The sequence below is a fragment of the Skermanella mucosa genome (assembly GCF_016765655.2).
Lineage (GTDB): Bacteria > Pseudomonadota > Alphaproteobacteria > Azospirillales > Azospirillaceae > Skermanella > Skermanella mucosa.
Map to the genome: position 1 here is coordinate 6,224,671 of NZ_CP086106.1, position 12,929 is coordinate 6,237,599.

Sequence of the window (12,929 nt, forward strand, 5' to 3'; positions counted from 1 at the left end):
CCCATCTCGTCTATTCTTGGGCGCTTCCGCGCGTCTGGGCGCGGAGGCCGGATGCGTGGCATACTAGCAGAGAAGATCCCTGAAATACTTCACCGGAACAGCCTCCGCCGAAAGTCATAGGGACCGGCCGCCCCATGGCGCCACGGTCGAGGCGGCTTTGTCACAAATCTGTCTTGCAATATGGGTAAACTGAACGCCCGATCTACGGAAAGTCTCGATAGGGTGGAGCAAATACCCGTACCTGCCATGTGGGATTTCGGAAAGTACTCGAAGCTTCATCATGTGATACGGCGCACTGCAGAACAGTTCACGGTCGCGTTTATTCGGCTTCCATCCCGCACCGACGGCCTCGGTTTTTCCCGTGCCGCCGGATCACCGGGGTTCTCTGATTCCTGACAGCACTGCTTACTGCAACGCACTTGAAGGTTGTGCGGGCCGCATACCGGTATTCCCAAAGGATATTCCCGAAGAACAAGGGGCCGGTCCGCACAGGAGGGAGCAGATTATGACTGGAGACACTATCCGCCGTTCCGATTCCCGCGCCGTCTGGCTCGCCGGGGCGGCTCTCGCCCTGGCCGTCGCGGGCGGCGCCTATACCTATGTCGGCGTTTCCCATCCTGCCCAGGCCCAGACGGCGGCGACGCCTCCGCCGCCGGTCACGGTCGCCAAGCCGCTGCGCCGCGAACTGATCGAGTGGGACGAGTTCACCGGCCAGTTCTCGGCCGTCGATTTCGTCGAGATCCGCGCCCGGGTCAGCGGTTATCTCGAATCGGTGCATTTCCAGGACGGCCAGCTCGTCCGGAAGGGCGACCTGCTCTTCGTGATCGATCCCCGGCCGTTCGAGGCCGCCGTGGCCTCCGCCAAGGCCCAGCTCGCCCAGGCCAACGCCCGGCTCGACCTCGCCAACCAGCAGCTCGCCCGCGCCGCGTCGCTCCGCCAGCGCGACGTGCTGTCGGGCAGCGTCTATGACGAGCGCATCCAGGAGGCGCGGGTCGCCACCGCCGGCATCGAGGTCGCCAAGGCCGCCCTGCGGACCGCCGAGCTGGACCTGGAATTCACCCGCATCACGGCACCCTCCGCCGGGCGGATCAGCAAGCGAGAGGTCAGCGTCGGCAACCTGATCGCCGGCGGATCCGGCGGGACGCCGACGCTGCTGACCACCATCGTCTCGCTCGACCCGATCTATTTCGACTTCGACATGAGCGAGAGCGACTTCCTGGCCTATCAGCGCGCCACCGCCCGCGGGCTTCTGGCCCAGCAGCGCGACGGCGGCGTCCAGGTCCAGGCCCGCCTGTTCGACGAGCGCGACTGGCCGCTGAACGGCCGCATCGACTTCATCGACAACCAGGTGGACCGCGGCGCCGGCACGATCCGGGCGCGCGCCGTGTTCGACAACCCCGACCTGATGCTGACCCCCGGCCAGTTCGGCCGGCTGCGCCTGCCCGGATCGGAGCTCTATACCGCCACCCTGCTGCCCGACAGCGCCATCGTCAGCGACCAGTCCAACAAGATCGTGCTGACCGTGGCGGAGGACGGCACCGTCGTGCCCAAGCCGGTCCGCCCCGGCCCGATGGAGGACGGGTTGCGGATCATCCGCTCCGGCCTGGACCCCGAGGACCGCGTCATCATCAGCGGCATCGTGCGCGCCCGGCCCGGCTCCAAGGTGACCCCTCAGCCCGGCGAGATCCAGGCGGCGGAGGTGAGGCCTTGAAGCTTTCACACCTGTTCATCGAGCGGCCGATCTTCGCGACGGTCCTGTCGATCCTGATCACCCTGATCGGCGGCTTCGCCTATTTCAGCCTGCCGGTCGCCCAGTACCCGGAAATCGCGCCGCCGACCATCGTGGTCAACGCGACATATCCCGGCGCCTCCGCCGAGGTCGTCGCCGACACGGTCGCCGCCCCCCTGGAGCAGGAGATCAACGGCGTCGAGAACATGCTCTACATGTCCTCGCAGTCGACCGGCGACGGGCGGCTGGTCGTGACCATCAGCTTCGCGCTGGGCACCGACCTGGACACCGCCCAGGTGCTGGTCCAGAACCGGGTCGCGGTGGCCGAGCCCCGCCTGCCGGAAGAGGTCCGGCGGCTTGGCGTGACGGTCCGCAAGAACTCGCCCGACATGCTGATGGTGATCCATCTCAGCTCGCCCGACGAGTCCCGCGACCAGCTCTACATCTCCAACTACGCGACATTGCAGGTCAAGGACGTGCTGGCCCGGCTGGACGGCGTCGGCGACGTCCAGGTGTTCGGTGCCCGCGACTACGCCATGCGGATCTGGCTGGACCCCGACCGGATCGCCAGCCGCAACCTGACCCCCGGCGAGGTGGTGGCTGCGCTGCGCTCGCAGAACGTCCAGGTGGCGTCGGGCGTGCTCAACCAGCCGCCGGTGCCGACGCCGGGCGCCTTCCAGCTCAACATCGAGACGCTGGGCCGGCTGGTCGATCCCCGGCAGTTCTCCAACATCGTCGTCAAGACCGACCCCGACGGCCGGGTGACGCGCGTGCGCGACATCGGCCGGGTCGAGCTGGCGGCCCAGGACTACGGCACCAACGGCTACCTGGACGAGCGGGTGGCCGTGCCGCTGCTGATCTTCCAGCGGCCCGGCTCCAACGCGCTGGAAACCGCCGAGCGGCTGAAGGCCACCATGGCCGAGCTGTCCCGGTCGTTCCCCGAGGGCCTCCGGTACGACATCGTTTACAACCCGACCGAATTCATCGCCGAATCGGTCAACGAGGTGATCAAGACGATCTTCGAGGCGGTCATTCTGGTCGTCGTCGTCGTGATCCTGTTCCTTCAGACCTGGCGCGCCTCGATCATCCCGATCCTGGCGATCCCGGTGTCGCTGGTCGGCACCTTCACCGTGCTGGCCCTGCTGGGCTACTCGCTCAACACCCTGTCGCTGTTCGGCCTTGTCCTGGCGATCGGCATCGTGGTCGACGACGCGATCGTGGTGGTGGAGAACGTCGAGCGCAACCTCCGGCAGGGAATGTCCCCGCGCGAGGCGGCGCACCGGACCATGGACGAGGTCGGCGGCGCCCTGATCGCGATCGCGCTGGTGCTGACCGCGGTGTTCATCCCGGCGGCCTTCGTCTCCGGCATCTCCGGCCAGTTCTTCCGCCAGTTCGCCGTCACGATCGCGGCGGCGACCGCGATCTCCTGCTTCGTGTCGCTGACCCTCAGCCCGGCGCTCTGCGCCCTGCTGTTCAAGCCGCACGGGCACGAGGAGCACAAGCGGGCCTCGCCGCTGATGCGGCCGGTCAACGCCTTCTTCCGCGGCTTCAACCGGCTGTTCGACCGGCTCGCCGGCGGCTACGGCGGCATGACCCGCCGGCTGGTCCGGCTGCCGTTGCTGGTGCTGCCGGTCTACGGCCTGCTGGTCGGGGCGACCTGGTGGCAGTTCGACCGGGCGCCCACCGGCTTCATCCCCAACCAGGACCAGGGCTACCTGATCACCGTGATCCAGCTCCCGCCGGGAGCCTCGCTCGCCCGCACCGACGCCGTGGTGCGGGAGGCGACGAGGATCATCCTGGAGACGGAGGGTATCGCCCACGCGGTGCCGTTCGCCGGGTTCGACGGCGCCACCTTCACCAACGCGTCCAACGCTGGCGCCATCTTCGCCGCCATGGAGCCGTTCGAGGAGCGGCTGCCCAAGGGCCTGACCGCCGACCGGCTCCAGCAGGATCTGTCCGGCCGGCTCGCCGGCATCCAGGACGCCTTCATCATCACGATCCCGCCGCCGCCGGTGCGCGGCATCGGCAATTCCGGCGGCTTCAAGATGATGGTCCAGGACAAGCGGGGCCGCGGCCTCGACTCCCTGGAGGAGGCGACGCAGGAGATCGTGGAGGCGGCCAACGGCACGCCGGGGCTGGTCGGCGTCTTCTCCCTGTTCAACACCTCGACGCCCAAGGTCTTCGCCGACATCGACCGGCTGCGCGCCCAGATGCTCGGCGTCTCGGCCGACCGGGTGTTCGAGACGCTGGAGGTCTATCTGGGGTCCACCTTCGTCAACGAGTTCAACTTCCTGGGCCGCACCTACCGGGTGACCGCCCAGGCCGACGGCTCGTTCCGCGACGACCCGCGCGACATCGCCAACCTGAAGACCCGCAACGAGCGGGGCGAGATGGTGCCGATCGGCTCGGTCGCCGAACTGCGCGACACCACCGGCCCGTACCGGGTGACCCGCTACAACCTTTATCCCTCCACGGAGGTCCAGGGCGCCACCCTGCCGGGCTATTCCACCGGCTTCGGCCTGGACGCCATGGAACGGATCGCGGCGGAGCGGCTGCCCGACGGCTTCGGCTACGAGTGGACCGAACTGGCCTACCAGGAACGGGGAGCCGGCGATAGCGGGCTGCTGATCTTCGGCATGTCGGTGGTGTTCGTCTTCCTGCTGCTGGCCGCCCAGTACGAGAGCTGGACGCTGCCCTTCTCGGTCATCCTGATCGTGCCGATGTGCCTGCTGGCCGCCGTCACCGGATTGCTGATCCGGGGCATGTCGGTGGACATCCTGGCCCAGGTCGGGTTCGTCGTGCTGGTCGGACTGGCGGCCAAGAACGCGATTCTGATCGTGGAGTTCGCCAAGCAGGCCGAGGACGAGGGCATGAGCCGGTTCGACGCGGCGGTGGAAGCGGCGCGCACCCGCCTGCGGCCGATCCTGATGACCTCCTTCGCGTTCATCCTGGGCGTCGTGCCCCTGATGATCGCGGAGGGCGCCGGTGCCGAGATGCGCCAATCGCTCGGCACGGCGGTGTTCTATGGCATGCTCGGCGTCACCTTCTTCGGGCTGATCTTCACGCCCGTGTTCTACACGGTGATGCGCAGCTTCGCCCGCAAGCGCCGGGAGGCGGCGCCGGTCCAAGGATCGGCACCGCCGGCCCCGGCCGAGTAGCGGGGCAGGGGCAGGGAAAGGGAAAGGGAAAGGGGTTGCGTCAGTTCGAGACGAGCAGGCGCAGCCCCAGCCCTGCAAGGACGACGCCCAGCGTCGCCTCCAGCCCTCGGCGCAGTCGGCGGTACGCGGCGGTGACCGCATCGGCGGACAGGGCCACTGCCAGCATGGTGTGCCAGCCGAGCGACAGCAGGACGGCGCCCGCCACCGCGATCACGCCGACGGAGGCGGGCGTCTCCGGCGTCAGGAACACGCTGGTCAGCGAAACCCAGAAGACGCCGGCCTTCGGGTTCAGCAGCATCAGCCCGAACCCCCGCGCGATGCCGCCTCGGGCGGCGGCGGGGGACGGCGCCGGCTCCCCCGCCGGTTCCGCCTCCGGCTCTGTGCGGCGCAGTGCCGCACGGATCGACAGGAACGCCAGGTAGAGCAGGAACATCCCGCCGCCGACCCGCAGGCCGGTGCCGATCCAGGGATGCCTGGCCGCCAGCAGGGCCACGCCGAACACGGCCGCGAATCCCCAGACCGCCTCGCCGATCGCCATCCCGAACGCGACCTTGACCGCGGCGGCGCGCCCCCGTTGCAGGGCCGTCCCGAGCAGCACGGCGAAGTTCGGTCCGGGGCTGACCAAGGCAAGCACGAAGGCTGCCCAGAACGCGGCGAGCAGGGAAGCGGCGACCATGGATACTTCTCCGGAAGAGCATTCATCGGAAGCGCGGCGGGAACCGGCGGCGACTCGGCCCGGTTCTAACCTCGAGCAACCGGAGACCTATGACATGACGACCGAAAAAGACAAGGACCAGACGCGGCAGAACCCGGCGGGCGAGAACCAGGACCCCAACCGCAAGGCCCCGGCCGACCATCCCTCGGACCCGCCGACCAGCGGCGCCCCCGGAAATACGGGCGCCGACAACAGCCTGAACACGACGTCGGCCTGAACGGGTCCGCTCACCCTCAGACCTGCGGTTCGGAGTCCTTCGCCGACCGGCGGAGATTGTTGATCAGCACGTTGATCAGCTGCACCACCAGCGGGTCGGCCCGGTTGATCGCCTGCCGCAGTACGCTGGCCGGCATCTCCAGCAACTGGGTCTCGCTGGCGGCGCTGGCGTTCGCCATGCGCGGCTGCCGGTCCAGGATCGCCATCTCGCCGAACAGCCCGCCGGTCTCGACCTCCCCGATGACCTTCTTGTCGGCCTCGTCCCCGACCCAGATGATCACGGACCCACGCTCGACCAGGTAGAGGAAGGTACCGGTTTCACCCTTCCTGAAGATCACTTCGCCGGGAGAATACTGCTTGTGCTGGAAGGTCGCGGCCATGGGGAGCTTCCGTCGCGGTTCGGAGACTGATTAGACATCACAGCGACTGTGCAACACCGTCCGCGACCGCGCAAGTCGGTCCGTCGGGAACGATCACTCCATGACAAAGAGACGCGCCGGCCGACCAGTTCCCTCCTGGCTTCAGCCGGCCCTGAACCTGGGCATGTCGTTGCGACGGCACCTCCTCAGCCATGCCCCATGCCTGCCAACGTCCTCTCCAGGTCCTGCCGCAGGCCCGGAATGTCCCGCTGGACGGTCTGCCAGACGACACCGAGATCAACGCCGTCATAGCCATGGATCAAAGCGTTCCGCATGTCGTAGATCTCTCGCAGCGGCAACGCTGCGGCCGGAGAATCCGGCTCCACGCCGGCGCGCATCAAGCGCCCGGCCGCCTCGCCCAGGACTTCGAGGCGTCGCAGCACCGCGTCGCAGGTCTTGCCGTCCCGCCGGAACCCGGCCTCATCCATACCAACCGTGTACTCCACGATCGCCAGGACGGCGTTGAGCATGTCTTCCAGACAGGTTTTAGGATGATGGCGTCGCCCTCGGGACCCATTCCCCGTCACAGCGGCCTCGCCTCCCGCAGCACCCGTGCGCGGAATCGCGGCGACAGGGACAGTGGCGTACGCACGTCGAACGGAACGCCGGTCAGGGTCTCGGCCTCCCGCTTCAGTCGCGCCAGATCCAGCAACGTCGTGGTTTCCGACGGCTCGACCAGAAGATCGACATCGCTGTCTTCCGTGTCATCACGCCGTGATACCGAACCGAACACCCGTACATTCGATACACCGTGCCGGCGGGCGATATCCAGGATGCCCTGTCGATGCTTGTCCAGAACCTGCGATGGTCGCATCGCGATATTCCCCCATCACCAACCGGACCGCACCCGGGAGGCGCCATCTTCACATGATACGGCAACGATCCCCGGTCGCAAACCGGAATGCCGGGGCCGGGTGATCGGGTGCAAGAACGCGTGACATTTCGGTAGCGTTCTGAATCCGACGGCGGCCACCGATCCGGCGACGGGGTGGCACGATGGACGCGACCGGGGCTCTGGGCAAGACGCTCGTTCATCTGGAGCATTCCCAACCCCTTCCCGATATCAGCCGGCCCTGAACCTGGGCAAGACGTTGCCGCCGTCCGATCTGCCGACGTGAGAACCCGACAACCGTTCCTCGGCCGCCTTGACGATCCAGGCATTGAGGGACTCCCCCATCTCGGCCGCAGCCATGGCAATATGCTTATGGAGTTCCGGCGACATCCTCACATTGAAGCTGCCCTTGAAAGGACGGTTTGGTTCGCGGCCCAGTTCGCGGCATGTCTCGACGTAATCGTCCACAAGCGCCTCGAACGACTTCCGCACCTCCTGCACCGACTCGCACTGGGCAGTGATCACATCATCGATGTGGAGCAGCCTGATCACGAGCGATCCGTCCTCGAACGTGACGGAACCTTGATAACCGTTGTAGTTCAGTGTGCTCACAGCAACCCCCGGGCAATCGGATCATCCCGAAGCCGACGAACCATCCCGGCCGCCATCTCACCGTCATGGGGCTCGTCAAGCCAGTTCATGTGATCCATCGCCGAATGGCGGAACTTGCGCCTTGATCCGGCGGTGGAACCCTTTTTCATCGGTTCTCATCCCAACCTTTGCAGAACCGCGAGCGCAAGGCTCGTCTTGAGTTTGTCGATCCTTGTCATGTGATCATGATTCGGATTAGGCGTACACCGCAACTGAAATTCAGTTGCTAAAAAACGGATCGAGGCTCATCGCCCCGGGACGATCCGCCGGTAGCTGAGCGCCTCGGCGACGTGCAGGCGGCGCACGGGCGTGCTCCCTTCCATGTCGGCCAGGGTGCGGGCGACCCGCAGCACGCGGTGATAACCCCGCGCGGACAGGCGCATGCGCTCTGCGGCCTCGGTCAGCAGGGCGCGGCCGGGCTGGTCGGGGCTCGCCACCTTTTCCAGCAGTTCGCCGTCAGCCTCGGCGTTGGTCCGCGGGCCGGTATCCTCCTCGCCGGGCACGCGGAACCGATCCGCCTGGATGGCACGGGCGGCCGCCACCCGGGCGGCCACCTCGGCGCTGCCCTCCGCCGGGGGCGGCAGGCTGAGGTCGGCGGCGCTGACCGGCGGGACGTCCACGTGGCAGTCGATCCGGTCGAACAGGGGACCGCTGATCCGGCTCTGGTACTGGACGCCGCATTTGGGCACCTGGGAGCAGGCCCTGGCCGGATCGCCCAGATAGCCGCAGCGGCACGGGTTCATCGCCGCGATCAGCTGGAAGCGCGCCGGATACGTGACATGGTGGTTCGCCCGCGCGATCGTGACGCGCCCGGTCTCCAGCGGCTGGCGCAGGGCCTCCAGCACCTGCCGCGGGAATTCGGGCAGTTCGTCCAGGAACAGCACGCCCTTGTGCGCCAGGCTGATCTCCCCCGGCTTGGCGCGCGAGCCGCCGCCGACCAGGGCCGGCAGGCTGGTGCCCTGGTGCGGCTCCCGGAACTGCCTGTTGCGCAGGATCCTGCCGCCCTGGAGATGCCCGGCGACGCTGTGGATCATCGAGACCTCCAGCGCCTCCTTCGGCTCCAGCGGCGGCAGGATGCCGGGCAGGCGGGCGGCCAGCATCGACTTGCCCGATCCCGGCGGGCCGACCATCAGCAGGTTGTGGTTCCCCGACGCCGCGATCTCCAGGGCGCGCTTGGCGGTCTCCTGGCCCTTGACGTCGCGCAGGTCCGGCATGCTGGTCGAGATCTCCTCCACGTACCGGCGCGGCGGGGCCAGGACCTGGGTTCCCTTGAAATGGTTGATCAGCGCCAGCAAGGACGGCGCCGCCAGCACCTCCAGCCCGTTGGCCCAGGCGGCCTCGCTGCCGCAGGCGGCGGGGCAGATCAGCCCGCGGTCCTTGTCGTGTGCGCCGAGGGCCGCCGGCAGCACCCCCGCGACGGCGGTCAGGCTGCCGTCCAACGCCAGCTCGCCCAGCGCGGTATAGCCGGCGATCTCCTCTGCCGGCAGCACGCCCATGGCGGCCAGCAGCCCCAGCGCGATCGGCAGGTCGTAGTGGCTGCCTTCCTTCTGCACGTCGGCCGGCGCCATGTTGACGGTGATGCGCTTGGGCGGCAGCGACAGGCCCAGCGCCTGGAAGGCGCCGCGCACCCGCTCCCGGCTCTCGCCGACCGCCTTGTCGGGCAAGCCCACCACGGTGAAGGCGACCACCCCGCCGGAAACCTGGACCTGCACGTCGATGTGCAGGACATCGATGCCCTGGAACGCAACCGTATTGACCCGCGCAACCAACGTGACGCCCCCCGACTGCCGACACACGCGATTGTATGAGGTTAACGCGCACCTTGCCAGCATCGTCACGGGATTCGGGCGGCACTCTCCTCCGGTCGGATTGCCGCAGGCTTGCCGGGCAGGCAACATATCCGCCCGCCGCGCCTTCAATCCCCATATGAGACGGCTCCCGCGGGACGAATCGCATTTGTCGGAACTTGGCAGCGTGGTAAGAGGCGACGGTACCGGTCCGGGACGGCGGATCGGCCGATCTGACGACATTCGGGGATGGCAGGCTGGCGATGCGGAACTTGACTTCGGAAGGGCAGGCGAAGATCGCCGAGATCGCCCAGCGCCATGGCATCAGCACCGACGGCGCGATGACCATGCTGGACGCGCTGGTGCGCGGCGGCGGCACCATGGCCCAGTTCAGCCATCCCGACTTCGGCGGCTCCGGCCAATGGATGATGGGCGGCATGACCATGGTCAGCGACCTGTTCAACAATGCGCTGAAGGCCCGGGTCGACAATATCTGCATCGAGCTGTCCAACCTTCTGGCCAATGACCAGGGCTGGCTGTGGGAGCCGGCGCCGCCCCAATTCCAGTCTTCCCAACCCTCTTCGAGCCTGTCCGGATCGTTCGGCGGCTGGAATTCCGGGTCCTGGTGGCCGGCCGAATTGGGCCAGCCCAATTCCAGCGGCGGCCAGAACGATATCCGCTACGCCTATTTCGGCCATGCCAACCGCTTGGCGGTCGATATCGCCGGGACGGTGACGGTGTACGATACCGGCGACCACATGATCTCCGGCGTATCGCAGCAGCAGGGGAACGGCTGGACCGTGACCTTCACCAGCCAGTACGGCACGGTGCCGGTCAGCAGCCTGCGCGTCGTCGGCGGGGCCGGGGAACAGTCCGCTCCGGCCCCCGCGCTCCAGGAGCCGGCCTTCCAGGAACGCACCTACCAGGAGCCGGCCCAGGAGCCGGCCCCGGCCCCCGTGCCGGCAACACCGCCGTCCGCCTCGGGAAGCGCCGCGCTGGAGCAGGATTACCTGTCCGGCAGCACCTGGACCTTCGGGCCGGCCGGCGGCGAGCCGTTCGGCCTCGTGACCCTGTCGCCCGAAGGCGGCATCGCCGGGGACGTCCATCCGCGGGCGCGGTTCTGGTCGGTGGAGAACGGCGTGCTGAGCTTCTACGACGCCGACGGCCGCACCTCGGTGCGCTTCTCGACCCTCGCGCCGGAGGGCGGCGTCCCGGTGATCCGGGGCGACGACCCGTCCGCCCCCGGCCAGGATTATGTCCTTCGCAGCCCCGCCGCCCAGGAGGTGGCGCCCCCGCCGCCGGCATCCGCCCCCGGCACCCTGCCGATCCCGGTCGATCTCAGCGCCGGGGACTGGGCGCTGGAGGATGCCGCGGGCCAAACCCTCGCGACGTTGCGCCTGAAGCCGGACCAGTCGATCGCGGGCGGGCGTCCGACCGAGGTGCGCTGGCGGGCCGATGGCGACACGCTCGTCCTGCTCCACGGCAGCGGCCGGCCGACCGCCCGGTTCGACACGTTCCAGTTCCGCGCCGGGCGCTGGTCGCTGACCGGCTCGCTCCAGAGCGATCCCGGCGTGGCCCTGACGCTTCGCCAAACCTGACACGAAGAACAACCCGGCCCGAAACAACCTGGATCATCCATGCGCCTTCAACTCAGCACCTGGCCCGAGGTCGAGACCTACCTGAAGACGTCGAAGGGGATCATCATCCCCATCGGCTCGACGGAGCAGCACGGCCCCAACGGCCTGATCGGCACCGACGCCATCTGCGCGGAGGAGATCGCGCTGGGGGTCGGCGCCGCCGCCGGGGCGCTGGTCGGGCCGACGATCGGGGTCGGCATGGCCGTCCACCACATGGAGTTCCCCGGCACCATGACCCTGCGGCCCTCGACGCTGGTCCTGGTCATCCGGGACTATGTCGCGGCGCTGGCCGAGCACGGGTTCGAGCGCTTCCTGTTCATCAACGGCCATGGCGGCAACATCGCGACCGTGCGCGCCGCCTTCAACGAGATCTACGCCGAACTTCGGGCCGCCCGGGGCGCCTCGGCGCCGGAGGTGCGCTGCCGGGTGATCAGCTGGTGGGAGAACGAGAGCGTCTACGGCCTGAGCAAGGAACTGTTCGGCTCGTCCGAGGGCAGCCACGCGACCCCCAGCGAGGTGTCCGTGGTGCAGTATCTCTATCCCGACCACATCAAGGAAGCGCCGCTCGATCCGCCGGTGGCGCCCAGCAGCCAGTTCTACGACGCCCGCGACTACCGCCGCCGCTTCCCCGACGGCCGGATCGGCTCCAACCCCGGGCTGGCGCGGCCGGAGCACGGCAAGCGGCTGTACGACGCCGCCGTGGCGGCCCTGGCCGACAAGTACCGCAGCTTCGTCGGCGAGGCGTGACGGGAAAAGTCAGCCGCGGTTGGACGCAAATCGAAATCCGTGTCCAACTGCGTTCATCTGCGGACAATCAGACCGGCTTGCCCGTGTGCCGTTCGTGGTGGCGGGTCTCGATGGCGTCCCACAGCCCGACTTCGAGCTGGACGCCGTCCAGGCGGTTGATCTCCTGGATGCCGGTCGGCGAGGTGACGTTGATCTCGGTCAGGTAGTCGCCGATCACGTCGATCCCGACGAAGACCAGCCCCTTCTCGCGCAAGGTCGGCCCGATCGCCGCGCAGATGTCGCGCTCGCGGGTGGTCAGCTTCGTCTGCCGGGCGCCGCCGCCGGCGTGGAAGTTGGCCCGCGCCTCCCCGGTGACGGGGATGCGGCTGACCGCGCCGCCGGGCTCGCCGTCGATCAGGATGATCCGCTTGTCGCCCTCGCGGATCTCGGGAAGGTATTTCTGGACGATCACCGGCTCGCGGTAGAGCTGGGTGAACATCTCCAGCAGCGAACCCAGGTTCTCGTCGTCCGGCTTCAGGTGGAAGACGCCGGCCCCGCCGTTGCCGAACAGCGGCTTGACGATGATGTCCTTGAACTCCTCGCGGAAGGACAGGATCTCCACCTTGTCGCTGGTGATCAGGGTCGGCGGCATCAGGTCGGGGAAATGGGTGACGAACAGCTTCTCCGGCGCGTTCCGCACATGCACGGGGTCGTTGATCACCAGCGTGTCGGCCTGGATATGCTCCAGCAGGTGGGTCGCCGTGATGTAAGCCATGTCGAACGGCGGGTCCTGGCGCATCAGCACCACGTCCATGGTCGCCAGGTCGATCACCTGCTCCCCGCCGAAGGTGAAGTGATTGCCGTACTCCCGCCGGACCTCCAGCGGGCGTACGCGCGCGTACAGGCGGCCCTGGCGGAAGCTGAGATGCTGCGGCAGGTAGTGGAACAGCGCATGGCCGCGCCGCTGCGCTTCCAGGGCCATCATGAAGCTGCTGTCGGCATCGATGTTGATGCCTTCGATCGGGTCCATCTGGATGGCGACGGCGAGACTCATCGGGG

The 12,929-nt window shown here is 68.0% G+C and carries 12 protein-coding genes; 5 read left to right on the forward strand and 7 right to left on the reverse strand.

Annotated features, from left to right (window positions below):
• Positions 1-505: 505 nt before the first annotated feature.
• Entirely contained in the window at positions 506-1,711 is a 1,206-nt protein-coding gene (locus JL100_RS28925; RefSeq protein WP_202680828.1) for an efflux RND transporter periplasmic adaptor subunit, read from the forward strand.
• A complete protein-coding gene (locus JL100_RS28930) occupies positions 1,708-4,887 on the forward strand; it encodes an efflux RND transporter permease subunit (RefSeq protein WP_202680829.1) in 3,180 nt (1,059 codons plus the stop codon). Before JL100_RS28925 ends, JL100_RS28930 begins: the two co-directional genes overlap by 4 nt.
• A 40-nt stretch (positions 4,888-4,927) precedes the next feature.
• Here the strand turns inward: JL100_RS28930 and JL100_RS28935 are convergent, their stop codons facing one another.
• Positions 4,928-5,563 (reverse strand): LysE family transporter, encoded by a 636-nt coding sequence (locus JL100_RS28935; protein WP_202680830.1) that lies wholly within the window; start codon positions 5,561-5,563, stop codon positions 4,928-4,930.
• A gap of 94 nt (positions 5,564-5,657) precedes the next feature.
• Here JL100_RS28935 and JL100_RS28940 point away from each other — a divergent pair, with 94 nt between their 5' ends.
• On the forward strand, positions 5,658-5,819 hold the full coding sequence (locus JL100_RS28940; RefSeq protein ID WP_202680831.1) for a hypothetical protein: 162 nt from the start codon (positions 5,658-5,660) through the stop codon (positions 5,817-5,819).
• 16 nt (positions 5,820-5,835) lie between these two features.
• On the opposite strand, the gene JL100_RS28945 is transcribed toward JL100_RS28940, so the two are convergent.
• The 5 genes from JL100_RS28945 to JL100_RS28965 all read right to left on the reverse strand — a co-directional run bounded on the left by JL100_RS28945 (position 5,836) and on the right by JL100_RS28965 (position 9,489).
• Positions 5,836-6,198, reverse strand: coding sequence for a Crp/Fnr family transcriptional regulator (locus JL100_RS28945; protein ID WP_202680832.1), 363 nt, complete (start codon positions 6,196-6,198; stop codon positions 5,836-5,838).
• A gap of 185 nt (positions 6,199-6,383) precedes the next feature.
• Positions 6,384-6,707: a HepT-like ribonuclease domain-containing protein gene (locus tag JL100_RS28950; RefSeq protein ID WP_202680833.1), complete on the reverse strand. Its 324-nt coding sequence runs from the start codon at positions 6,705-6,707 to the stop codon at positions 6,384-6,386.
• Between the two features lie 53 nt (positions 6,708-6,760).
• Entirely contained in the window at positions 6,761-7,051 is a 291-nt protein-coding gene (locus tag JL100_RS28955) for a nucleotidyltransferase family protein (protein ID WP_201075931.1), read from the reverse strand.
• A 249-nt stretch (positions 7,052-7,300) separates the two neighbouring features.
• Positions 7,301-7,681 carry a type II toxin-antitoxin system HicB family antitoxin gene (locus tag JL100_RS28960; RefSeq protein WP_202680834.1) on the reverse strand — a complete coding sequence of 127 codons (381 nt, stop codon included), beginning with the start codon at positions 7,679-7,681 and terminating at the stop codon, positions 7,301-7,303.
• Between the two features lie 284 nt (positions 7,682-7,965).
• Complete coding sequence (locus JL100_RS28965) at positions 7,966-9,489, reverse strand: YifB family Mg chelatase-like AAA ATPase (RefSeq protein WP_202680835.1); 1,524 nt, start codon at positions 9,487-9,489, stop codon at positions 7,966-7,968.
• A 281-nt stretch (positions 9,490-9,770) separates the two neighbouring features.
• Between JL100_RS28965 and JL100_RS28970 the strand changes: the two genes are divergently transcribed.
• On the forward strand, positions 9,771-11,105 hold the full coding sequence (locus JL100_RS28970; RefSeq protein ID WP_202680836.1) for a hypothetical protein: 1,335 nt from the start codon (positions 9,771-9,773) through the stop codon (positions 11,103-11,105).
• A gap of 39 nt (positions 11,106-11,144) precedes the next feature.
• Entirely contained in the window at positions 11,145-11,891 is a 747-nt protein-coding gene (locus tag JL100_RS28975) for a creatininase family protein (protein WP_202680837.1), read from the forward strand.
• Between the two features lie 67 nt (positions 11,892-11,958).
• On the opposite strand, the gene gshB is transcribed toward JL100_RS28975, so the two are convergent.
• On the reverse strand, positions 11,959-12,924 hold the full coding sequence (gshB, locus tag JL100_RS28980) for a glutathione synthase (RefSeq protein WP_202680838.1): 966 nt from the start codon (positions 12,922-12,924) through the stop codon (positions 11,959-11,961).
• Positions 12,925-12,929 lie beyond the last annotated feature (5 nt).